Source organism: Brevibacillus laterosporus, assembly GCA_007833815.1.
Classification (GTDB): Bacteria; Bacillota; Bacilli; order Brevibacillales; family Brevibacillaceae; genus Brevibacillus_B; species Brevibacillus_B laterosporus_D.
Genome location: CP033464.1, coordinates 799,560 through 823,625 on the forward strand (window position 1 = coordinate 799,560; position 24,066 = coordinate 823,625).

Sequence of the window (24,066 nt, forward strand, 5' to 3'; positions counted from 1 at the left end):
ATATCCCCCATCTGTTTAATACACCTACTTCACCAGCCAGACACGCATAACTGATAGAAGTTGGCTCATCTTTAACGGCTTACTGATGTAATCGGAAGCTCCAGCCTTCAGGCATTTTTCTCGATCATATTTCATAGCTTTTGCCGTCAAAGCAATGATGGGGACATTTTCCATGTCAGTTTTTTGGCGAATAGCCTGCATTGCTTCATATCCATCCATCTCTGGCATCATAATATCCATGAGTATGATATCCATCTCTGGATCATTTTCTAGAACTTCAAGGCACTCTCTTCCGTTACTCGCTGTGACGACTTCAAATCCTTCACGTTCAAGAATGGTCGTTAGCGCAAAGACATTCCGGTTGTCATCATCGACAACCAGTACACGTTTGCCTGTAAACAAGCTTGATACTGGCTGGACAACCTTATTCGTTTGTTGAGCAACCAATTGGGTTTGATCTATAGTTACTTGACTTTGCTGCATAGACAGTTCCATTTGCCAGTCAGATGCAGGAGATTGTGAGCTCTCTTCATTGACCTCCCCCATATAGGCTACCGCAGCTTCCGCACGAACAGTAACCAGCTCCTGTGTCATGCCCTCCTGCATATTGGGGATATACAAGGTAAAGGTACTACCGCAACCCTCTTCACTTTCCAAGGTAATACAACCGCCCAATAGACGGGCAAATTCCCGGCAAATTGATAATCCTAAACCTGTCCCTCCATACTTTCTGCTGATTGCTCCATCTGCTTGATGGAAGGCTTCAAAGATGTGTTCTCTCTTGTCCTCTGCTATGCCAATACCTGTATCCGTTACGGAAATCTCTAAATAGTAATCTGCATAAGCCTCCCCCGGCATTATGATATTTACAAGCAAGGAGTCTGCCTTTTTTATTTGTAAAGTTACTGAACCTTCTTTGGTAAATTTAAAGGCATTGGATAGTAGATTCCGCAAGATTTGATGAAGTCGTTGTTCATCGGTGTACATAATATCAGGTGCATCAGGATGTACTTCAACATGGAAGTCAATATTTTTCTGGGCCGCAATGTGAGAGAAGTGACTTTCCATAAACATCGGCAATTCACTGATGTTTACCTCTTCAAAAATGACTTCCAGTTTACCAGCCTCTACTTTAGAAAGATCTAAAATATCATTAATCAAGCTGAGTAAGTCAGAACCAGAGAAGTTAATAACACGAGCATATTCTTGCTCTTCTGAGGTAAGAGTCTCATTAAGATTCTCAGAGAGCATTTCAGAGAGGATTAGAATGCTATTAAGTGGCGTACGCAATTCATGTGACATATTAGCTAGGAATTCAGATTTGTATTGAGAGCTCTTCAATAGGGCTTCTGTCTGTCCCTCTAGCTCTATCTTTGTTTGCTCTAGCTCTCGTGCCTTCTCTTCTGCATATTGCTTTTGCTCTTCTATTCTTTCATTGATGCTAGTAAGCTCCTCTGTTTGCATCTGCAATTCTTCAGACTGCGTCTGCAGCTCTTCGGATTGTGCTTGCAACTCTTCTGTCATCGCTTGTGATTCACGCAATAAGCGCTCTACCTCTAAACGATCGAAAATCCGATTTACAGTGGTTCCCAGATGACTTGTGACGTCTTCCATCAGTTGCTTATGTAAGTCAGAAAACGTCTCTAATGTAGCCATTTCAATCACAGCAACCGTTTCATTTTCAAAAGTAACCGGAACAATCAAAATTTGTTTTGGAACAGCTTCTCCTAAAGCAGACGTAATTTTGATGTACTGATCAGGTATATCTTTTAATGAGACCGTTCTCTTCTCCTGCGCACATTGACCTACTAGCCCCTCACCTAGACGGAAACTAGTAATTCCAACGTCTTCACTACTTGTTGCAAAAGTAGCAATTTTTTTAAATTCCTTGCTTTTCCCTTTTCCAGATGCTAAATAAAAGGCACCATAGGAAGCCTCTATGATCCAGGCTAGCTTAGAAATAAATTCTTGTCCTAATGAATCAAAATCTTGCATTCCTTGCGTTAAATTAGCCATATTAGCTTGTTGGGTTTTTACCCAGCTTTGCTCAGTTATTCTCGTATTAAATTCTTTTACCTTAATCGTATGATCTTCCAGAGATGATGCCATCTCGTTAAATGATTCACAAATGTTCCCTATTTCATCTTTTGTTAAAACTGGTATGCGAGGCAGATTTTCAGCTTGTTTAAAGTCAATTCCAGAAATCGTATTGGAAATATGACCAAGACTGCGTGAAGTACTGCGTATAGCCCAACTTGCAGTTCCAATTCCTAATACTAAACAGAATATGACGCTCGAAACGATTATTAACAGCATGTTATAGTAGGTTTGTACGGATTCATCAGCTGCTTCATCCATTAATTCTTGTTGGCGATTCTTAAATTCTTCTGTTTTCTCCATAACATTTTTACGCGTCTCTTCTTTTCCACCTACATACATTCCTCTGGCCATTTCCTTGTTACCCTCTTTAACATAGGCCACAATCTGCTTTTGATAGGTGAGATAGTCGGTATAGTGGGTTTTGATTTGTGCTAATAATTGTTGTCCAGACTCTGTATTCATTCTAATACCGATTACATTCATGAGAGAGTTAGCATCTAAAATTTCTTGATTCATTTTTTCAATTTTTCGGTTTATTAATTGTATATTATTCTCTGCGATGATATAGCTAAGCTCTTGATCCACATGGAAAAATTTGGACTGCAATTCATTGACTAGCTTGATTTTCACTGCACGATCATTAGCAATCTCTTCGACGTTATCTTTAATACTATTAATCATAAAGATAACCAGAGAGGCTAGGATAAGTAATAAGAACAAAATGAAGCCATAACCAAGCATTTGTTTTTTACGAAAAGTCATGTCTCTCCCATCCCATACTCATTTTCTATCATCCTCTTTTACGTAAAAATATGAAATTCCCTCTTATTTACCCTAAATAAATTAGCTTGAATCAGCTTACGTCGTGGCTATCGTCAGTAGCATTGTTGTCCCTCCCAACTCACAAAAAAGGCACTCCATTGCCTCTGCCTGGTATGCTAGCAGTAAACAAAAAAGTGCCTTCTTTTTCTACATCAATTGGGTTACTTTACGTTAAGTTTTGCAGTAATTGATTTAATTCCTTCGTACTTATCTCACGCCACTCACCCTTTTTTATCCCCTCCAAATGAATGTTCATAATACGAATACGTTGCAAACGCTGAACACTGTAGCCAAACGCCTGACACATTCGGCGAATTTGTCGATTCAATCCTTGGGTTAAAATGATCCGAAATGATCGTTCGTTAATACGCTTCACTTGGCAAGGTTTAGTCATGGTACCAAGAATATGTACCCCACTAGCCATTCCTTTTAGAAAAGCATCCGTAATCGGTTTGTCGACCGTCACAATATACTCTTTATCATGGTTGTTCTCCGCTCGCAAGATCCTGTTCACTATATCCCCGTCATTGGTTAACAGGATCAGTCCCTCGGAGTCTTTATCTAATCGGCCAATGGGGAAAATTCGCTCTGGATGATTGACGAAATCAATAATATTTCCTTTTATATGCCGCTCTGTTGTGCAAGTAATGCCGACAGGTTTATGCAAAGCAATATAGACAGACGCCTTCTTCGTCCCTAGAGCTTTCCCGTCGATGTTCACGTCATCTCCACGATCCGCTTGGCTCCCTAGCTCTGCCACCACTCCATTAATCGTGACTCGCCCGGCTTCAATCAGCTTGTCTGCTTCTCGGCGAGAACAGTAGCCCGTTTCACTGATAAACTTATTAATTCTCATGTATCGTATCCTTCTTCCATAGCAGATATTTCAGCCTAGGAATCTCTGGCTCAAAATGATCTAAGGCATCATTAATTATACATGATTTATGATCTATCTGGCTCTGTCGTTTTTTCTTTGGATAAAAACCATCCACCTACGGCAATCCCAATTAGCACCACGTAGAACGTAATTTTCCAAGCTGTCATGGTTGCGAAGCTCTCCGGTAAAAAAGCAACATTCGGATGCGAGAACGTATATACCAGCAATTTAATACCAACCCATCCTACAATTAAAAAAGCGGCTATTTCCAATCCAGGTCGCTGTTTTAATAACGCAACAAAATAATTGGCAGCAAATCTCATGATGATCAGCCCCATAAATCCTCCTGTAAAGATAACTAGGAATTGCCCTCCATCCATACCTCCAATTTTAGGCAGGTTGGTAGTAGGCAATGAAACAGCAAGCGCCAAAGCAGCCAAAATAGAGTCTACTGCAAAGGCAAGATCGGCCAGCTCTACTTTTGCTACAGTACCCCAAAAACTGCCGACTCCCTTTTTTTTATCCGTCTGCCCTTTATCTTTGGGCTTACAATATTTTTTACGAAAAATGTGATTGATAGAGATAAACAAGAGATAGACAGCACCCAACGCTTGCACTTGCCACACATCAACCAAGAAGGAAATGATAAACAACGAGACAAAGCGAAAGACAAATGCCCCTGTTAGTCCATAAAACAAAGCTTTTTTACGCTGTTCCTCAGGTAAATCCTTTACCATAATTGCTAAAACGAGTGCATTATCTGCGGCTAGAATTCCTTCCAGAGCAATTAGAATCAACAGCACCCATCCATACTCCATTAGTAGCGATACATCCATCTAGTTAACCTCCCTTATTTTTATCTAAAAAAGACCTTTACTAAGCTGGACCAACGTCTTCCATAAAAAATAGGCGTTGGCTCAACTTAGTAAAGGTCTTGCTAACAACCTGTATGGTTGCCAATAAAGCCGGAGAAGAACTTTTCCCGTATTGACGACTTTATTGCAAGAGCTACTCCCCTTTAGAATGTAAGCAAGCGGATAATGGATTTTTCTACATAAAATTTACGTAATACTATTTACGTGGTTGACCAAGGAAAGTTTCATAGCCTGTTGATATTATGTGCTAAGATGATTCAGCTCAATCAAAATAGGTTTGAACCCACCCATAGAGAAAAAAGGAACCATATCTGTACGCAAAAGTGTACAGTATGATTCCTTCTTGCTTTTCAATGATTCCATTTGTGTTAGTTCGCTTGTTTGCCTCGATGCACCATGAAATAATAGCACAAAAGTGCACCCACATCTGCTGCTGCTATTACTACACCCATTGGTACAGCCGTTCCATCTCCACCTATACCTACTAGTGGAGCAAGAAGCGCACCGAAGATTAAAGACAAAACACCTAACAAAGCTGAGGCACTTCCTGCTGCTTTCCCTTGACTTTGCATCGCTAGAGAAAACCCTGCTGTACTGACAATCCCTACACAAGATACGATTACAAATAAAGGAAGCAAGATAGCAAATAATCCGCCACCCAGCAAGGTAACAATCAGTAAACTAACGCCACCGATTGTTGCTAAAATTAAACCACTGATCATCAGCTTACTCTCACTTATTTTACCAGCTAATCTCCCGGTAACTTGACTAGCAAGTATGATTCCCACACCATTGATAGCAAAAAACACACTAAACATTTGTGCTGATACACCGAACATATTTTGCAAAACAAACGGAGAGCCGGATATATAAGCAAACATGGCAGCTATTACTAGCCCTTGTGATAGAGCGTAGCCCATGAACATTTTATCTGCTAATAGGCCTTTAAATGTAATCAAAGTACTTTTTAGTCCGCCCTTGGATCGGCGCTCGACAGGTAATGACTCAGGTAATCCAAACAGAACAACCAGTAGCATGATAATACCTATAGCTCCTAATACTACAAATACGCCTTCCCACGGGGTAAAGCGTAAGAGCTGACTTCCAAAAATCGGAGCAGCAATAGGAGCAACTCCATTAACTAGCATTAAAAGAGCAAAAAATTTAGTTAATTCTGGTCCTACATAAATATCCCTTACCATCGCGCGTGAAATAACGATTCCAGCTGAACCAGCCGCGCCTTGAATAAAACGGAGAGCCACTAAAGCCCATATAGAAGTAGAAAATACACACAGCAGAGAAGCGATTGCATAAATCACTAGCCCTATCATTAGCGGTTTACGACGTCCCTGAATGTCACTTAATGGTCCTGCAAACAACTGACCTAACGACAAACCTAACAGACAAGCAGTCAAACTAAGCTGCACAGATGAAGCAGTCGTTTGAAAATCCTTAGTCATTGCAGGCAAAGCAGGCAGATACATATCGAGCGATAGCGGTCCAAATGCAGACAAAGCACCTAACACAACCGCTAACCATAAGCGATTTGATTTTGCAGCAGCTACTGGAGCTGCTTGCTGTAAAGAAGAATTCATAAGATGTTACTTTCCTTTCTTAAAACGAGTAGGTAAGATTACAATTGTAACGATTATAGTTACACCCCAAAACATCTGTCAAGCTTTTAACTGGAAAGTCCCGGATTAGATTCTGTCTCCTTTTCCAGAGGGAACTGCTCACCCGAAGCCTGTAACAAAAGACGTAAAGAACACATAATTCCCACAGCACTCAGCATCAACAATCCAATAAGGACAATATGTCCGAATACCGCTCCTGTTTTATCAGTAATAACGGTAAATACTCCGATTAAAATCAGACGCATAAGCATTCCAACTGAGCTGAAAAAACTCATGACTCGACCCATTAGCTCTTTAGGAATGAGCTTCATATAGAGTGATTGTCTAATTAATCGGGTGGAGGCATTGGCCCAGCCAACGATAATATACATGGCAACATAGATCCATCCTACGGAGAAGATGATCATCCCCGCTAAACCAAGAGAAAATATCAGAATGTTGCCAATCATAGAGGTGTACTCACCCAGTCTTTTCATCACATGATAGATATAAATACCTGCTACTATGGCTCCAATGGCATAAGCCACTTCCCCTAACGAATAAATAAGAACATCTTCCTTTAATGTCTGTGCTACAAAGACAGGTCCAAGAAAGTTAGTTGCCATCACTGCTACAAACGGCATCATCACGGCAATCCCGAACAAGAAAAAGCCACGCTTTTCTCGAACAAAGTCCCAGCTTTGCATAAATTGTTCCACCCAGGAGTTATTTATATTCTGCTTTACTTCCTTCTCCAACGTAAAGGTATAAGAAATACTGTGCACCATCAAAAAGGCAAATAGATAGGTTAATGCATTAAAAAATAGCACATATTGCAAACCTATGTGACTCAGAAGAAATCCTGCTACACCACCCGCCAACACGGCAGACGTCTGACTCTCAATTTCAAGTAAACTATTGATATCGTTATAGTTCTTGGATTCAAACTGCTCCTGTACCAAAGCTGTTAGAGCAGGATAATGTACTTGAAAAATAAGCGTGGTCACCATGTAAATAACGATAAGAGAACTGTTCGCGTATTCGCCGAAATAGCCCCAAATTGCTAGTAAAAATAATACCAAAAAGCCTAATAAATTTTCCGCAAGCAATATTTTTTTACGTGAGAACCGATCAATTAAAGTACCCAGATACGGCCCTAACATGAGCATGATTAAGCCCGAAAAAAACATAGTAGAGCCTAGTAAGGTAGCGGTTCCAGTTGTCTGTACCATATACCAAGCAATCCCGATCATGGTCATGCCTTGCCCAAAGCCAGAGAATAAGTTTCCGAAGAACAGCATACGGAAATTCCGATTCGCAAACACCTCGCCCATCGCAACACCCACCCATACCTTTTAGTACTTCCTATCCTACTTTATATTGTATACTTTGTAAATAATTATGTTTATTATATTATGAACTTTTGTTTCCCACCCGTCCAGCATATAAAAGGCTGTTCAGCAATAATACTGAACAGCCTTTTACTTCCTATGTTATCTGGTTCTCGTTCTTTTTTGAGCCGATGAGGATCTGCTCGTACCAGACGGTCGGTTTGGTTTTGCTCCTGATTTCGTTGTAGGCTTCGTTCCCGGTCTTGCTCCCGGTTTAACTCCCGACTTTGTTTCTTGACGTGAACCAGGTCTTGATCCGGGTTTTGTTGTAGGTTTTGCCCCTTGCTTTACTCCAGATTTTTGTCCCGGTCTCGTTTGCCCAGTTTTTGCGTTGCCTGATCTTGTTGCTGATCTCGGTTCCGATCTAGATCCAGCTCTTGATCCTGTTGACTTCTGGCGATTGCCGTCACGCCCTTTTGACTGGCGCCCATTATGTGATCGTCCAGTCTGTCTTTCCTTGTTGTATCCCACTTCTTCCTCATGATCAATCTCATGAGAATGAGAACCACTATATGTCTCTTTTTTCAACGACTGCCCAATACCCTTTTCGATCATATCTAAGAACATACGGTCTTTAGGAGAAACGAACGTGATCGCTACCCCTGTGCCACCAGCTCGACCTGTTCTACCGATACGGTGTATATAGCTCTCTACATCATGAGGAATGTCATAGTTAAACACATGCGTGACCCCTTCAACATCTAAGCCCCGTGCTGCGACATCCGTTGCCACCAAAAATTGCAGGCTGGCTTCCCGAAAACGCTTCATTACTTGTTCGCGTTTGGACTGTGATAAATCGCCATGAAGCTCGTCTGTTGCATATCCGAATCCTCGCAAGGCTTCGTTTAAAGTAGTAGCTCTCCGTTTCGTCCGACAGAAGATAACAGCCAAGAAAGGTCGGCATTCATCAATGACCTCACGCAAGGCGGCTTGTTTAGCCCGATCGGTCGTCTCAATTACTCGTTGCTCGATGTTGGTTACCGTGACCTTTTCACTCTTTACCTGAATAGTGACAGGCTGGCGCATGAAGCCTTTTGCTAGACTTTGGATTTGTTTTGGCATGGTCGCCGAGAATAGTAGCGTCTGTCTCGTCGGTGACGTTGCCCGGATAATTTCCTCTACTTCAGGTAAGAAGCCAAGGTGCAACATCTGATCAGCTTCATCAAGAACGAGCTGAGATACTTGGGAAAGCTGAATTGTGCCTCGTCGCATATGATCAAGCAATCGACCTGGAGTGGCAATAACGATTTGTCTACTACCTTTTAGCTTCTTCAGTTGTCGCTCAACATCTTGACCGCCATAGATCGCTAGCACCTGTACGCCAGGTTGTGTGAAAATGAGCTTGTTCACCTCGGCAGTAATTTGTAGCGCTAATTCCCGTGTCGGCGTAACAATTAAGGCTTGTACATCTGGGTTTTCCGGGTCAACCATCTGCAAAATAGGCAGAATAAATGCCAACGTTTTACCCGTACCTGTTTGTGCTTGTGCGATGACATCTACACCCGTCAAAACCACAGGAATTCCTTTCTCCTGAATAGTTGTGGGTGTGTGTAATCCGTTCTGTTGTAGTGCTTTTTCTAATGAAGCCTGAATTCCTAATGTATGAAACTTTGGCAAAACCGCCACCTCTTCCTGTTACCAATAACAAAACTTTTGCCTATCTTTTTTTGCACACAGCAATTCCAATAAAATAGCGAACCCCGTCACGTGGTTTTTCAAACGTTAATCCACGCTGATAATAAATCTCCACTTCGGAAAAGCGAACAAATAACTGTTCAAATTCCTCAGGAGTAAGCTGGTGAACATGAAAGGGTTCACTGGTTGGCATTCCTCTTCCTCTCCCAAACGGACTAGAAAGAACCAACGTACCTCCAGGCTTTAGCATATTATATATATTTTCCATAAACATCTGATCATCTGCCACATGTTCAATTGTCTCAAAGCTCAGAATCGTATCAAACAGACCCAATTTTTCTGGAAGTGCCTGATCGCATGCATCATGTTGTAAGTATGTAACCTTTTGATGATTGTACTCACGATTTGCATAAGACAAGGTCTCCTTATCCGAATCTACACCGATCATCTCCGTTACTTCCCGCTTTCGCTCCTTCACAACCATGTGACACCCATAACCGGTACCACAGGCAATATCCAGTACTCTACCATGACAATACGGAGTAGAAAAATAATACCTTGCCAAATGCTCCAACAGCATTCCATTCATCGGCTTGAGTAATTTTGGAATAATACGTTCTCCTGTCCATTCTAGCAAAACACGATCACCTTCTATATCCGATTCTTGTATCTTCTTATTATACAGATGCCATGACAATAAAAAAAACTGTCGCCCGGATTATTATCATCGCGAACGACAGGTATGATTGTTAATGAAAAGATATCTAATAAAATGGTTTATTTAAGTTCACTGATAAACCATGCAATACTGCTCTAGCTTACTTTCAGGCAAGGGAATTACTTCAATTGTGGTGAATTGGTAACGCTCATATAAAGCAATATTACCAGGATTTTGTGTTTCCAATGTACATACGATGCTTCGCTGATAAGTTCCACCCCATATGAATAGTTTGTAAGCTGTCAAATTTTTCATTAGCTTATCCTTCAATGGTACAGCTTGAGCTAAAATGTCGTCAAATGGACGTAAGGAGAGTACGCTAAGGCGTTGTTTCTATTCTTCCGGGAAAGCATAAAAGGAAATGTTACAAAAATTTTTTCAATTTGATTTTTGGAAGTGAATCAACGAAATGCCCCATTTCCCAAAAGTAACCAAAAAATCATTTGTACTTTTTTTCACATAACAAAATTGACAAAAATGACATGAAATTGATAAAATTCGTGGCGAATTTGTGATATTTTTAACATCTAATGTGTAATAGCGCCATCTCTACCACAATCAGGTGCTTGCCATTTAGATAAGAAAGCATAAAATGAAGATGGGCAGTAAGCGCTTTTACTTTTTCGAGGTAGATGGGAACATATCAAAATTATTTTTGTATGCTCATACAGGGGTTATCTAACATATGCCAACATTGTTAGAAGCTCCAAGTTAGGTATTTTGCTCAAATGTATTCACGAAAAAACCGTATTGAATTAACTTAAAAATGATTCTATACTGTTATTTTTAACATTTGCGCAATATTCCAATATAGTTTATTGCATGAGGCTTTCTTGTTTTCAATCACCACTGATTTCACACCCTAGGAGGTCAACCATGATTCATTTCATACCGAAAAAACCACAACTTATTCTACATGGAGTATCCCTCACTTGTAGTAATCCTCCCTTACGTTTAAGGCGTTCAGCTCAACATTCCGTATAAATGAAGTCTATCGATACTACTAGAAAACATATTTTTACGAGTTTTCATAGTGAAAGTAATCACATAGAACATTGGTAAACGACTTTTACCTAGGGCAGAAATCCTCCCGTCTTCCTTCGACTAATACACATCTCAGAGAAAGGGGTCACTTATGAGACACAAAGGGTCGTTACTTTTCATGTTTTTTTGTCTTACTCTTTTATTATCCGGTTGTGAGCCATTAATGGTACTTGATCCAAAAGGACCTGTTGCCAAAATTCAATCGGACACCATTATTTTTTCCATGTGGGTTATGGCTGCTGTTTTGCTTGTTGTTTATGTTTTGTTTGTTTACATGTTAGTTAAATATCGCGCTACCAAAGCCAACGAGGGCTATGAGCCTCCTCACGAAGAAGGTAGTAAACTACTGGAAATTACCTGGACAGCTATCCCGATCATCATTGTAGTGATTCTGTCGGTTATTACTGTAAAAACATTGGATCAAGTGGAAACAAAGCCAGCAGGGTATGATGATCAAAATCCAATCGTCATTTACGCATCCTCTTCTAACTGGAAATGGCATTTTAGTTATCCAGAGGAAAACATTGAGACGGTTAACTACCTCAATATCCCTACAAACCGTCCAATTGAATTCCGCCTGTATTCATACGGACCAATCACAAGCTTCTGGATTCCACAGCTTGGTGGTCAAAAATACGCAATGTCCGACATGGTTACCAAATTACACTTTGCAGCTGACCATCCGGGTTCTTTTATGGGGAAAAACTCTAACTTCTCCGGTAAAGGCTTTGCACATATGGAGTTTGAAGTACTAGCTATGTCTCCGGCTGATTACTCCAAATGGGTAGATGAAGTAAAGCAAACGGCTCCTGCATTGACAGAGCCTGAGTTTGATAGCTTGCTTGATATGGAACATGTAGGAAGAAAGACGTATGCTTCCACACACTTAACATTTAGACCAGCGCCCGAGGGTGCCCATGGTGGACATAATCATGGAGGCGGAACTACAACTGAATCGGAACCAGACTCTTCTTCTGAGCATTCCGGGCATTCTGATTCTTCTTCCGAGCACTCCGAGCATTCCGAAATGAATCACGACCAGCATAAGAAATAACTAGCTCAGAAAGGAGTCAAATCGGTATGAAATGGACGAATTCTTCGTTACGGGTGAACCGATGATCTATGGCGCCATGGCAAGTATTGTTCTTGCTACGTTCGCTATCCTCGGTGGTTTAACCTACTTTAAAAAATGGGGCTACTTGTGGAGAGAATGGCTCACTACAGTTGACCATAAAAAAATCGGTGTTATGTACATCATTTCTGCTCTAATCATGCTATTCCGTGGTGGCGTAGATGCCGTCATGATGCGTGTTCAGCTGTCTGCACCTGATATGGAATTTCTAGATTCACAACATTATAATGAGGTTTTTACAACACATGGAGTTATCATGATTCTATTTATGGCGATGCCGTTTATCATCGGACTCATGAACGTTGTTATTCCTCTACAAATCGGTGCTAGAGACGTAGCATTCCCACGTCTTAACGCGGTTAGCTTCTGGCTGTTTTTTGCAGGTGCGATGCTATTTAACATCTCCTTTGTTATTGGGGGATCGCCTGACGCTGGTTGGACTGCTTACTTCCCACTAGCAAGTAAAGAATTCAGTCCTACAGTAGGTAACAACTACTACTCTATTGCCTTACAAATCGCAGGTATTGGTACACTGATGACCGGTGTTAACTTTACTGCTACCATTTTAAAAATGCGTGCTCCTCGCATGAAAATGATGGACATGCCTATGTTTACTTGGTCTGTTCTAATCACTTGCGTTATCATCATGTTTGCTTTCCCTGTTTTAACAGTAGCGTTGGCACTAATGATGTTTGATCGTCTATTTGATAGTCAGTTCTTTACAATGGCTAATGGCGGTATGGATATGCTATGGGCCAACCTGTTCTGGATTTGGGGTCATCCTGAGGTATATATCGTTGTACTACCTGCGTTCGGTATTTATAGTGATATCATCTCTACCTTCTCAAGAAAGAACTTGTATGGTTACACGTCCATGATTATCAGTATGGTAGCCATTTCCCTACTCTCTTTCGTCGTATGGGCTCACCATTTCTATACAATGGGTCACGGTAGCGCAGTGAATGGGTTCTTCTCCATCACAACCATGGCCATAGCAGTCCCCACAGGGGTAAAAATGTTTAACTGGCTCTTTACACTGCGTAAGGGACGAATTCAATTTACAACACCGATGCTCTATTCACTAGCCTTTATCCCGATCTTTACTATTGGTGGGGTAACAGGTGTCATGCTTGCTATGGCTAGTGCCGATTACCAATACCACAACACAATGTTCTTAGTAGCTCACTTCCACTATGTGTTGATTCCGGGTACGGTATTTGCGGTTATTGCTGGTATGTACTACTGGTTCCCGAAAGTCTTTGGTTTTAAACTGAATGAACGTTTAGGTAAAATCAGTTTCTGGGTCATTGCTATTTCCTTTAACGTGACATTCTTACCTCTATTCTTCCTAGGTTTGAATGGAATGACACGACGTATGTACACATATTCAGCAGGAACTGGATTTGGTCCACTAAATATGATCGCTACCATCGGGTCTATTGGACTAACCATTGGCTTTGTCTTATTGGTGTACAACATCTATTGGAGCTGCCGTTACAGTCCTCGCGAATTAAACGGAGATCCTTGGGGTGGTCGTACGCTGGAATGGAGCACGCACAGTCCTGTACCTGAGTACAACTTTGCTGTGATGCCTAATCACACAGGTCGTGACTCTTTCTGGTTTGCGAAACAGAATAATCTACCGATGTTTACGGATAAAATTGAAGAGATTCATATGCCAAATAACAGCGGCCAACCGTTTATTCTTGGTGTAATCTTCTTCTTCTTAGGATTCTTCCTTGTATTTAGCTGGTGGACTCCTGCGATTATCACCGGAATTCTCGTGATAATCATGCTAGCTGTTCGCTCGTTTGAACGAGATCATGGCAGACACATTCCCGTTAAGGAAATCATCGAGACTGAAGAGAGATTGCGGGGTGATCGTGTATGAAAATAGATAATTCCCTTCCGCTTGAATACAGTACGGAAGAAAACCGATTAAAGATTTTTGGATTCTGGTTGTTCTTAGGCGCCGAGATCGTATTGTTCTCTACACTATTTGCCGTATATCTTACCTTATGGCAGCGTACTGGACACGGCCCTACTGCCTCCCATATTTTTGAACTGAGTGGCGTTATGATCGAGACGGTTCTCCTGTTAACCAGTAGTTTCGTTTGCGGATTAGCTATTCACAGCATGCGTCTTGGTTTGAAAAAGCCTACATTAGTCTTTTTGGCTATTACCCTTTTATTAGGATTAGGCTTCCTAGGCGTTGAGATTTACGAGTTTTTCACTTACGTTCATGAAGGTGCTACTTTGCAAACCAGTGCTTTCCTATCTAGCTTGTTTGTTCTGTTAGGCACTCACGGTGCGCACGTTAGCTTTGGTCTTTTGTGGGGAATTGGGATCATCATGCAGATTAAGCGTGAAGGTCTAAATGGGACTACAGCAAACAAGTCATTCATCTTCTCCCTATACTGGCACTTCCTTGACGTTGTCTGGATCTTTATTTTCAGCTTTGTCTACTTGAAAGGATTGATGTAACATGAAACAGCTATTCCCGATTCGTCACGTCATGGGATATATCTTTTCCCTCGTCCTTTCACTGGTTGCCCTATCCGTCGTCTTTTGGAACATGTCACCAGTAGTAGGAATGGTCATTTTGTCGGTCTGTGCGATTATTCAAGCGTCCTTGCAGTTGTTCGTCTTCATGCATATTAATGAAGAAAATTCAACAGCAAACTCGCTATATATCAATGTTGGGTACGCCCTATTTGTAGGCTTGGTCACCATTTTCGGTACCTTGTTTACAATGATTTGGGGATATTAATTCCTATCCTTCCTTGAAAACGAATAGTTGCTAGTTTACGTAGTCAGTGTGCAGAAATAACCGATTATTTACACGCATGTATGTACCAGTAGATATGGTTAAAGAATCCTTGACTTCTACGAAATAAATAGAGCTAAACCATTTTACAAATGCCTCTCTATAGAAACAGCACCCTGTAGACACTAATAATCTACGGGGTGTTGTTTTGCTTTTATTGATCTATTTATCCCCACAGGATAGGTTTACCTATGATAACTTATCTACATTTCCTTAAAATAAGGTTGTTCCTTTATATTTTTTTTGTATAATGAAGACTGTTATTTAGCCTCAAGTAATACGATATGTTAGCGAAAAGGATGAACATAATGAATATACAGCCACTATTTTTACAACCTGTTTTTCAAGAACGCATTTGGGGTGGAACAGCCTTGCGTGATCGCTTTCCATACGATATTCCTTCTGATAAAACCGGTGAATGCTGGGCAATTTCTGCCCATCCAAACGGTATGTGCGTCGTTCTAAACGGAGCTCATAAAGGTAAAACGCTAGCAGACCTCTGGGAAAACAATCGAGAATTGTTCGGTCATCATCAAAGTGAAAAATTCCCACTGTTGACCAAAATTTTAGATGCCAATGATGATCTATCTGTACAGGTACACCCTAACGATGAATATGCTCACGAACATGAAAACGGTGAGTATGGAAAAACAGAATGCTGGTATATCATCGATTGTGACGAAGATGCTGAGTTAGTATTTGGTCATAATGCGCAAACAAAAGAAGAAGTAGAAGAGATGATCATGGGGGGAAGATGGTCTGCGTTTTTACGCAAAGTGAAAATCAAGCCAGGTGACTTCTTCTATGTCCCAAGCGGAACGATCCATGCCCTTTGTGAAGGAACGCTTGTGCTAGAAACACAACAAAGCTCCGACACCACTTATCGTGTGTACGACTACGATCGTGTGGATGATCACGGGAAAAAGCGCGATTTACATCTAAAAAAAGCAATCGATGTAACAACAGCTCCTCATGTTGATACAAATCCAACGATTACTGTACAAAAAAACGATGCTGCTACCATCACGACCTACGTTCAAAATGAATTTTTCTCTGTATATAAATGGGAAATCAATGGCACAGCCTCCTTTGAACAAGGTCAATCTTTCTTATTGGCAAGTGTGCTAGACGGAGCAGGTACTCTTGAAAAAGACGGCCAAGCTTTTGCATTGAAGAAGGGCGATCACTTTATCCTTCCAGCCGAATTTGGAACCTATACGCTATCTGGATCCTTAGAAGTAATGATTTCTCATCCATAAATAAAATTCAATTGAGCAAAAAGTAGCCTGTGAAATCAATAGGCTACTTTTTGACTCTTATTGAAACAATACTACTAGTGAATTCTTGCTTACCTTTCACTGGAGAGGAGATTGGTATGAAAGTATTAGTTGTGGACGATGAAAATAGTTTACTAAACCTGATACGCCTAACATTAGAGATAGAGGGATACCAGGTATTAGTGGCAACTAATGGAGTAGAGGCATTAGAGCAATGGAACCAACAACCGGACATGATCATCCTAGATGTCATGCTACCTGACATAGATGGCTATCAATTATTGCGTGAATTTCGTGAGAAGGATAGCGACATCCCCATCATCATGTTAACAGCCAAAGGGCAAATTAATGATAAGTTATTAGGCTTACAGCTAGGCGCAGATGATTATATCACCAAGCCCTTTCATAGTACGGAGCTTTTACTTCGAATCAAAATAATTGAGCGTCGTATGGAAAAAATGAAAGAGAAGCCAGACCCGGATAATGTTAAAATTGATCGCTTTATGATCCATCCTAACGAACGAAAAGTGTTTCTTGATGGAAATGAAATCACCTTAACGTATCGGGAATATGATTTATTATTTTTGTTGCTTAAAAACAGACAACGTGTGTTTACACGTGATGATCTCCTGATGAAAGTTTGGAAGTTCGAATATCCAGACAATACACGGGCTGTTGATATCATGATCCAACGCTTGCGCAAAAAACTAGGTACGTACGGTGACAAAATCAAAACCGTATATGGTGTAGGCTATAAAATTGATTGCTAGGTGAGGGTATGACACTAAAAAAAAGCTTAAATGTAACAATCTTAGCCATATTAATTCCTGTCATGCTTCTGTTGTACGTCGTCTTGATCGTTACTTTACAGAAAAATGTTTTTACGAATGCGGTCACCTCTTTACAAAAACTAAGCGTGGAAGCACAAATCTATAGCATTAACTATGTGGAACGAGAAAAATCGGATGCCGCTGTTACTTTGCAAAATGGTGCCCCCTAATCGCTTCCTATCTGTCTAAACGCTTAGGTACGCGCACTCAAATCATCGGCATAAATAGTGAAGTATTAGCTGATACCGAGCGAACCGCTTTCCCCAACTTAAATCTCGATATCGTACAAGCATTGGATGGCAAAAAAGCATACATCATTGAAAAAACTTCATCAGTACCCGTCTTGCTATTTTCTAGTCCTATTTATGTGCATGGAAAAGTGACAGGTGTTGTTCGCTTTATTCATAAGCTTGAACAAGAGGCGTTATTAATTAGCAACTTCAATAAGACGTTTATAATCTCATGTATTCTTATGTTTGTCGCTGTGGCGCTCTTTGCTCATCGGTTCGCAGTCTCTCTTAGTAAACCTATTGAGAAATTACGCGATATGGCCCAACAGCTAGCAAATGGACAATACCAATGTAAGATCGAGCTACAGGATTATGAAGAGATTAAACAGCTTGCTCAATCCTTTAATGTGATGGCTCATGCGATTGAGCTACATATAACACAGCTTCAAGAGGAAAAAGTGAAACAAAAGGATTTTTTGGATCGTGTCACTCATGAATTGAAGACACCGCTCACTGCTATTATGGGTTACGCCAATTTAATCCCCCGATTAAAAAATAAACAAGACGTGAAAGATTGTCTGAGACACATATCTGTAGAAAGCGAACGATTACTCTCATTAGTAGAAGAATTGCTCAAAACTTCTAAGTATGGTAACAGTCAGTTTAGCGTCTCACCCACTATATGTGATATTCAACCGATTCTAAAAGAAGCTATTTTTATCGTCCAGCCACGGTTGAATAAATACAAAATCACTATTCATAGTCACGTAGAATCAGTAAAAATAGTGGCTGATCAAGATAAAACAAAGCAAATTTTTTTAAACCTGTTAGATAACGCGATTAAATATAGTGACGCTTCTTTCATTGATTTTGATTTAGAGATAACCGAACACAGCGTAACCCTTGTCATTGAGGATGATGGAATTGGAATCAGTGAGGAATTGCTTGATCAAATGAAACACACTCAACCAGGCGAAGCACTTCTGTCTAGTTTCGGCAATGGATTCGGCTTGTTAATATGCCGAGAGCTCATGAAAAAACAGGGTGGTAGCATGGACATTTCTTCAGATGAAATGATCGGTACGACAGTGAAATTAATTTTCCCGACTCCAGCTGGATTGGAGCATATGACTAACTGAAACCGCTTAAATAATACATTTACGAAACAATTGGGTTGTAATTCAGAAATAATCGTTGGTTATCTTATGAGGAGAGCAAGAAAACATGAAAAAATTATTAGGACCAGTCTTTCTTTTCATCACAATCCTTTTTCTTTTATCTTCTCTAGGCTACTCATTGCAAGAAAGTCTATATCGTAAGGTAGTCGTGATAGAGGATAAAAATGAAGTGTTGAAAAAAGTAAGCGATTCCCTTCCGGTGGAAGCTATCATTCACCACGAAAAATGGGGTGTTGTGAACATTACTGATGAGGTTTTGCTATACTCAATCATTTCTTACATTGATCTCATTAAAAAAGAAAATGATCCGCTTGTTGTTTCAGAAGATAAGAGAAGGACCATGTTCTCTGGCACGATTCGTTACTTAAATGGGGTTGAGCATTCCTTCTATTTGGAAAACGCTTTTACCTTCGATGAGCTAACGTATGGTCAGCAACATGATACACCGATTCTATCTGCTTTTCGGACACACTTGCTTCGCTTGTTTTATTCATCGAATCACTTTGCTGATTTTATACAAGAAGCCAAAGACGTTTTTATTAAAAAAACGGTTGCCGATCCCGGTAAACGCATTCATGAAAAGGTTTTCTTAACTGAAAAACTAAGACAGGCGTACGAGATTAAAGATACATCCGAAATTCAGCAACTCACCTTCCAGAAACAACAGCCGCTCGGTATCATCACCGTCTATAAGAATGGCAAACAGAAAAGGAATGATCGCAACGATATCTTAAATTTTATCGTTTATGATACTTACTTTATTGTCCAGTATTTAGGTGATGATAATGGAAATTCCATTTATATGACAGGGCGTTTAGCAGAACTCTTATAAAGAAAGTAAAGGCTGATCTATGATGATGAAACGTTTATTCTTTTTCTTGCTGTTAAGTATATGTTCATTATTGCTTGTTAGTTGTTCCAAAGAAGCGAATCCTATAACCTACGATAATCATGGAATTCCTCGTTTAAAAGGTCATCACCTTGTTGCCTATGTTGCTTCTCGTGAAGAAGTAGGAAATGCTTTGCTTTCATCCTTTTGCCAAGAAACCGGTTGTACGTATGAATACATGCGACTATCTACAGAAGACATTCTGCGTCGGGTTTCACAGGAGAAAAATAACCCACAAGCTGATTTAGTTATCGGCGGTACGGTTGACGCTCATATCACAATGAAAAATGAGAAGTTGTCAGCGCCTGTTACAAGCAAGAATGGCTCCTTTATCCCCTCGGAAACTAAGGATGAGGATGGATACTGGTACGGTTATGAGATCGAGCAGTTATCTATAGCTATTAACAATGATCGCTGGCACAAAGAGATTGAGCCGTTAGGACTTCCATTCCCTACAAAATGGGAAGATTTGTTGCATCCTGCTTATAGGAACCAAATCGTGATGTCTAACCCCAATTACTCCGGCACGGCCTACACGTTTATTTTATCCTTGTTTGAAACATTAGGTGAAAAGCAAGCAATCGACTATGTCACACGTCTTCATGCAAATATTGCTGCTCTAACTGTAAACGGCTACATGCCTGCACAGTTGGTTAGTTCCGGCGAGTATTTAATTGGAATTAACTTTCTAGGAGACCAGCGAAAGCTACGTGAAGCTGGCTTCCCTCTGATCAGTATTGTTCCTGATGATACGGGATTGGCAGTCAATGCTCTCTCTAAGATTAAGCATGCACCAAACGGACTTGTTGCTGATTTATTTATCGATTATTCGTTATCCAAACAGGCAGCAAAAGTATTAGAGCGTGTCTCATACGGAATTCCTACCGTGCAACAAGATAAGATGGATAGGTTAAATATGGATGTTATCCAGATTCATGAGTCTATGAAATGGCATGATACCATCATCAAACTTTGGAACAAATTACGAGATACAAAACAACCTCAAGGAGAATGATTCATGTTTGGATGGTTAAAGCAAGCTCCAGTTGCACCACGTCTACCTGAACATATGATCGCTAAGGTGTACAATATCTTCCGTATCCGTACATTGATCGGGATTTTCATCGGTTATGCTGGTTATTATTTAGTTCGTAGTAACTTCGCGCTATCTACAACGTACTTGAAAAGTGAATTTGGTTTTAGTACAACTGAAATCGGTCTATTAAGCTCTGTTATGGCCATTACCTATGGAGTAAGTAAGTTCTTTATGGGTAACTTGGCGGACAAAGCCCATACACAACGCTTTATTGCATTTGGTTTATTGCTATCTGCATTGGCTAATATTTGTTTTGGTTTCTCCTCTAGCTTTGGTCTATTTATCGTTCTATTGTTCATGAATGGTATGTTCCAAGGTATGGGAGCTCCACCTTGCAGTATCGTAATGGCAAAATGGTTCTCCAAGAAAGAACGTGGAACCAAAATGGGTATTTGGAATTGCTCTCATAACATCGGTGGCGGCATCATCGCGCCAATCGTTGGTGTGGGTCTAGGTATTTTCGGTACACAATTCTGGCAAGCAGGGGTATTCCTCTTCCCAGCTGCTCTAGCTATTCTAATTGCAATTTTCGTATGGTTCTGTGGTAAAGATACACCTCAATCTTGTGGTCTTCCTCCAATTGATGAGTATCGTAACGACTATGATGATGTGAAAGAAGACACAACTGGCACTGATCTATCTCCTAAAGAGATTTTGATGAAATACGTTGTGAAAAACAAATTTATTTGGTTCCTATGTATTGCTAACGCATTTGTTTACTTGATTCGTTTCGGTGTATTGAACTGGGTTCCTCTATATCTAACTGATGTAAAAGGCTTTACACAAGCACAGTCTCATATGGCCTATGCTGCATTTGAGTGGGCTGCTATTCCAAGCTCTCTACTTGTTGGTTGGTTGAGTGACCGTTTGTTTAAAGGTAATCGTATGCCACTATGTATCATTAGTATGGTAGGGGTTGTTCTCGCTACATTGGTTTACTGGCAGTCTTCCAACGTATTGGCAATCAGTCTTGCTGTATCTGTTATCGGTTGTTTGATCTACGTGCCACAGTTCCTAATCGGACTATCTGCTATTGATTTTGTGCCGAAGTTCGCTGTAGGTACAGCTGTAGGTATGACTGGATTGTTTGGTTATGTAGGCGGTAGCTTCGTAGCTAATGCAGTAATCGGTATTTTAGTTGATGCTTCTGGTTGGGATGGCGGATTCATGCTATTGCTAGCTGGTGGTGTTTTAGCTAGTGCTTTCTTGATCATCATTCAAATGGGTCAAAAGAAACAAAAGGAAAAACTAGCGTAACATTAGCTTAACAATTAAAGGTTGAGGGACGTCTCTTATTATTGAGACATCCCTCATTTTTTTGCCTCCATAAAAAATACAGATAAAAACTTCCTTACATTGATGCGACATTTCGTATTCTTTTCCCCTGACTCCAATTCCTTCATTCGTAACCTCACCTCTTTGAAATCAAATAACCGAGGTGCAAAATGTTCAAAGGTAGGATTGGCGTAGTCGGTTAATCCTAACGAGGATAAATGAGTAAATGCCTGCAAAACCATACGGCGAATGCGTTGCTCCATGGCCCGTACTTCTTTTAAGAGTACCTGCTCCTCCATCTTACTGGGCATTCTCCGCAACACCTGCGTGTAAAGCTCTTTTAGTTGTAGGTCCCGTAGCAAATGACCCCCGCGCTCTTCCGCGGCTAACCATTGCATGATAGAAAAAAGATCACGTGCTCCTGCCTCACCCGCAATACCTAATTGTAGTAAAAGTTGACGTGCATTTTGTTCCAGATGGTTCTGTTCGTATGATCCAGGACCAGTGGCATTTGTACCCTGGTATCCATGATTCGTATTATCTTGCCCCTTAATATCTAATATCTGGAGCGATTTACGAATGGATTGCAAAGACGCTTCCAATGAAAGATGGTCAGCTACCCTTTTTAATACAGAGAGCACTTCCAGCTTATTAATCGGCTTTTGAATAAAGGTATCTATTCCTTGTAAGTACGCTTCTCCGATCATTTCTTTGTTTTCTACTTGGGACACCATTATAAATCTTCCACTGAAGCCTTCTCCTTGCAGTTTTTTAATCGTCTGTATGCCATCCATACCTGGCATTAATAAATCGATCAAAACGACATCTACACCGTATAACTGGTCAATGGAGACATGTATACCATCGTTAGCTTGTCCAATGATTTCACCTAACTTACTTTCATGAATGAGTCTCTCCAACATCCTACGCACAACAGCGTCATCTTCAATTAGGAAAAACCGAAGCACATGACCCCCTCCTTTCTTAATATTTGATCGGTTGGTATTCGTACTTCAAAATGTGTGAGTGGTTCTGATTCTTGTATGATTGTAAGCATACCATCCAAGCTATGAATAATTCCTTTTGCATGCGTAAGCCCAATGCCTGTAGATGGCTTGCCTTCCCTGTCATACTTTGTGGTATAACCTAATTCAAATATCCATCCCTTATCTTCCTGTAAAATACCTGATCCATTATCGATAACATGAAAGATGATATCTCTCTTTTCAAATTCCACCAAAAGCTCAATTTTTCCTGAAATAGGAATTGCTTCTACTGCATTGGCTACGAGATTATTTAACACAGAGAGCAATTCATAAATTTGACTGGTAGACAGAATAATATTGCATTTCTCGGTAAACAGAATCTGTTTTCCCAGCATTTCTGCATACTTCTGATTTGCACGTATGACCAATCCACATAATTCGGATATGGACAGGCGAGTAGATAATTCCTTTTGGTTAATAATTTTCAACAGTCCAGCCAACATCCGTTGAGAATCCTTTTTCACTTCATGTACATGCTCTGCAATGTGTAGAGCCCTTGATGATTCAGTATTTTCTGACGACAAAAGGTGCCGATATAATTGATAGCTCTCTCTAGTGATATCCTCCAATTGCGTCATGGATTTACGTAGGTAGAAGGTTTCCTCATACAAACCTGTGTTAATCATCCGCAATCTTTCCAATTCCTGCTGACGAACTTCTCCTACCGCACGTACTTGGCGAATAGAAAAGCTGTTATATAGACCCACGGCAAAGAAACTACGCAATGCTCCAAAGAACAAGAGCATCATAATACTTTCCCATGTAATAGCTGGAGCTACACCGCTTATCTCTCGTGCCAATAACTCTACTAGGTTCGAAGCACAGTCTACAGTAGCTCCTATCAATCCTAACAGTAAAGGAGATTCTACATAGCGGCGTGCCCTCGTTAATTGAAAAAGCAAAGTAAAGCTAAAATAGTAAAAAGCGGAAGGTACATGAGTGAACAAGCTTTCTTGCCAAACAGCCCCATATGCTACAACGTCCAAACCTACCCGGAACCACATGGTAAAAGCCCCAGTCAAAAATCCAATCAACAATACCGGAACGGACTGGAACCACAATAAACCAAAAAAGAAAGCGGCAATTCCTAAAGAAAAACGAAACGGTCCCCCAAATGGATTCACCTTCATCTCACCAAAAAAGGCGGTTGCTAGCATAATAATCAGCAATAACAGCAGGCGTTCGCGCATAAAACCTCCTTTTCCCGGAAA

At 40.5% G+C, this 24,066-nt stretch carries 18 protein-coding genes and 2 pseudogenes; 10 read left to right on the forward strand and 10 right to left on the reverse strand.

The genetic code is table 11. From position 1 onward, the window contains the following. Positions 1-24 precede the first annotated feature (24 nt). From EEL30_04985 to EEL30_05020, 8 genes and pseudogenes are all read right to left on the reverse strand, one after another. Positions 25-2,862: a response regulator gene (locus tag EEL30_04985; GenBank protein ID QDX91780.1), complete on the reverse strand. Its 2,838-nt coding sequence runs from the start codon at positions 2,860-2,862 to the stop codon at positions 25-27. Positions 2,863-3,088: 226 nt separating this feature from the next. Then, positions 3,089-3,778, reverse strand: coding sequence for a 23S rRNA pseudouridine(2604) synthase RluF (gene rluF, locus EEL30_04990; protein QDX91781.1), 690 nt, complete (start codon positions 3,776-3,778; stop codon positions 3,089-3,091). Positions 3,779-3,864: 86 nt separating this feature from the next. After that, positions 3,865-4,635 carry a hypothetical protein gene (locus EEL30_04995; protein QDX91782.1) on the reverse strand — a complete coding sequence of 257 codons (771 nt, stop codon included), beginning with the start codon at positions 4,633-4,635 and terminating at the stop codon, positions 3,865-3,867. Between the two features lie 407 nt (positions 4,636-5,042). Beyond that, positions 5,043-6,269 (reverse strand): Bcr/CflA family efflux MFS transporter, encoded by a 1,227-nt coding sequence (locus EEL30_05000; protein QDX91783.1) that lies wholly within the window; start codon positions 6,267-6,269, stop codon positions 5,043-5,045. An 86-nt stretch (positions 6,270-6,355) separates the two neighbouring features. Beyond that, positions 6,356-7,621 carry an MFS transporter gene (locus EEL30_05005; protein QDX91784.1) on the reverse strand — a complete coding sequence of 422 codons (1,266 nt, stop codon included), beginning with the start codon at positions 7,619-7,621 and terminating at the stop codon, positions 6,356-6,358. 159 nt (positions 7,622-7,780) lie between these two features. Then, on the reverse strand, positions 7,781-9,295 hold the full coding sequence (locus tag EEL30_05010; GenBank protein QDX91785.1) for a DEAD/DEAH box helicase: 1,515 nt from the start codon (positions 9,293-9,295) through the stop codon (positions 7,781-7,783). A gap of 40 nt (positions 9,296-9,335) precedes the next feature. Next, a complete protein-coding gene (locus EEL30_05015) occupies positions 9,336-9,950 on the reverse strand; it encodes a class I SAM-dependent methyltransferase (protein QDX91786.1) in 615 nt (204 codons plus the stop codon). Positions 9,951-10,100: 150 nt separating this feature from the next. Then, positions 10,101-10,238, reverse strand: a pseudogene (locus EEL30_05020) (GNAT family N-acetyltransferase). Positions 10,239-11,166: 928 nt separating this feature from the next. On the opposite strand from EEL30_05020, the gene qoxA reads away from it, so the two are divergent. From qoxA to EEL30_05070, 10 genes and pseudogenes are all read left to right on the forward strand, one after another. Beyond that, positions 11,167-12,129, forward strand: coding sequence for a cytochrome aa3 quinol oxidase subunit II (qoxA, locus tag EEL30_05025; GenBank protein QDX91787.1), 963 nt, complete (start codon positions 11,167-11,169; stop codon positions 12,127-12,129). 31 nt (positions 12,130-12,160) lie between these two features. Beyond that, positions 12,161-14,098 (forward strand): cytochrome aa3 quinol oxidase subunit I, encoded by a 1,938-nt coding sequence (gene qoxB / locus EEL30_05030; protein QDX91788.1) that lies wholly within the window; start codon positions 12,161-12,163, stop codon positions 14,096-14,098. Next, the gene (gene qoxC, locus EEL30_05035) at positions 14,095-14,691 is read left to right on the forward strand and encodes a cytochrome aa3 quinol oxidase subunit III (GenBank protein ID QDX91789.1); all 597 of its coding nucleotides are present in this window, start codon (positions 14,095-14,097) and stop codon (positions 14,689-14,691) included. The genes qoxB and qoxC overlap by 4 nt, the downstream gene beginning before the upstream one ends. A gap of 1 nt (position 14,692) precedes the next feature. After that, positions 14,693-14,977: a cytochrome aa3 quinol oxidase subunit IV gene (qoxD, locus tag EEL30_05040; GenBank protein ID QDX91790.1), complete on the forward strand. Its 285-nt coding sequence runs from the start codon at positions 14,693-14,695 to the stop codon at positions 14,975-14,977. Positions 14,978-15,342: 365 nt separating this feature from the next. Next, the gene (gene manA, locus EEL30_05045; protein QDX91791.1) at positions 15,343-16,293 is read left to right on the forward strand and encodes a mannose-6-phosphate isomerase, class I; all 951 of its coding nucleotides are present in this window, start codon (positions 15,343-15,345) and stop codon (positions 16,291-16,293) included. Positions 16,294-16,409: 116 nt separating this feature from the next. Further along, positions 16,410-17,081 carry a DNA-binding response regulator gene (locus EEL30_05050; protein QDX91792.1) on the forward strand — a complete coding sequence of 224 codons (672 nt, stop codon included), beginning with the start codon at positions 16,410-16,412 and terminating at the stop codon, positions 17,079-17,081. 8 nt (positions 17,082-17,089) lie between these two features. Beyond that, positions 17,090-18,510, forward strand: a pseudogene (locus tag EEL30_05055) (sensor histidine kinase). Positions 18,511-18,595: 85 nt separating this feature from the next. Further along, positions 18,596-19,381, forward strand: coding sequence for a DUF3919 family protein (locus EEL30_05060; protein ID QDX91793.1), 786 nt, complete (start codon positions 18,596-18,598; stop codon positions 19,379-19,381). A gap of 19 nt (positions 19,382-19,400) precedes the next feature. Further along, on the forward strand, positions 19,401-20,453 hold the full coding sequence (locus EEL30_05065) for an ABC transporter substrate-binding protein (GenBank protein QDX91794.1): 1,053 nt from the start codon (positions 19,401-19,403) through the stop codon (positions 20,451-20,453). Between the two features lie 3 nt (positions 20,454-20,456). Further along, the gene (locus EEL30_05070; protein ID QDX91795.1) at positions 20,457-21,791 is read left to right on the forward strand and encodes an MFS transporter; all 1,335 of its coding nucleotides are present in this window, start codon (positions 20,457-20,459) and stop codon (positions 21,789-21,791) included. Between the two features lie 53 nt (positions 21,792-21,844). Here EEL30_05070 and EEL30_05075 read toward each other — a convergent pair whose 3' ends face one another. Then, the gene (locus tag EEL30_05075; GenBank protein QDX91796.1) at positions 21,845-22,777 is read right to left on the reverse strand and encodes a response regulator; all 933 of its coding nucleotides are present in this window, start codon (positions 22,775-22,777) and stop codon (positions 21,845-21,847) included. After that, entirely contained in the window at positions 22,759-24,045 is a 1,287-nt protein-coding gene (locus EEL30_05080) for a sensor histidine kinase (protein QDX91797.1), read from the reverse strand. Before EEL30_05080 ends, EEL30_05075 begins: the two co-directional genes overlap by 19 nt. Positions 24,046-24,066 lie beyond the last annotated feature (21 nt).

Bases quoted from the DNA above. Each gene is read 5' to 3' on its own strand.
- EEL30_05050 (QDX91792.1), top strand. From the start codon at position 16,410: ATGAAAGTATTAGTTGTGGACGATGAAAATAGTTTACTAAACCTGATA.
- qoxD (QDX91790.1), top strand. From the start codon at position 14,693: ATGAAACAGCTATTCCCGATTCGTCACGTCATGGGATATATCTTTTCC.
- qoxC (QDX91789.1), top strand. From the start codon at position 14,095: ATGAAAATAGATAATTCCCTTCCGCTTGAATACAGTACGGAAGAAAAC.
- EEL30_05005 (QDX91784.1), bottom strand. From the start codon at position 7,621: ATGGGCGAGGTGTTTGCGAATCGGAATTTCCGTATGCTGTTCTTCGGA.
- EEL30_05060 (QDX91793.1), top strand. From the start codon at position 18,596: ATGAAAAAATTATTAGGACCAGTCTTTCTTTTCATCACAATCCTTTTT.
- rluF (QDX91781.1), bottom strand. From the start codon at position 3,778: ATGAGAATTAATAAGTTTATCAGTGAAACGGGCTACTGTTCTCGCCGA.
- EEL30_04995 (QDX91782.1), bottom strand. From the start codon at position 4,635: ATGGATGTATCGCTACTAATGGAGTATGGATGGGTGCTGTTGATTCTA.
- qoxB (QDX91788.1), top strand. From the start codon at position 12,161: ATGGACGAATTCTTCGTTACGGGTGAACCGATGATCTATGGCGCCATG.
- EEL30_05065 (QDX91794.1), top strand. From the start codon at position 19,401: ATGATGATGAAACGTTTATTCTTTTTCTTGCTGTTAAGTATATGTTCA.
- EEL30_05080 (QDX91797.1), bottom strand. From the start codon at position 24,045: ATGCGCGAACGCCTGCTGTTATTGCTGATTATTATGCTAGCAACCGCC.
- qoxA (QDX91787.1), top strand. From the start codon at position 11,167: ATGAGACACAAAGGGTCGTTACTTTTCATGTTTTTTTGTCTTACTCTT.
- EEL30_05000 (QDX91783.1), bottom strand. From the start codon at position 6,269: ATGAATTCTTCTTTACAGCAAGCAGCTCCAGTAGCTGCTGCAAAATCA.
- EEL30_05070 (QDX91795.1), top strand. From the start codon at position 20,457: ATGTTTGGATGGTTAAAGCAAGCTCCAGTTGCACCACGTCTACCTGAA.
- manA (QDX91791.1), top strand. From the start codon at position 15,343: ATGAATATACAGCCACTATTTTTACAACCTGTTTTTCAAGAACGCATT.
- EEL30_04985 (QDX91780.1), bottom strand. From the start codon at position 2,862: ATGACTTTTCGTAAAAAACAAATGCTTGGTTATGGCTTCATTTTGTTC.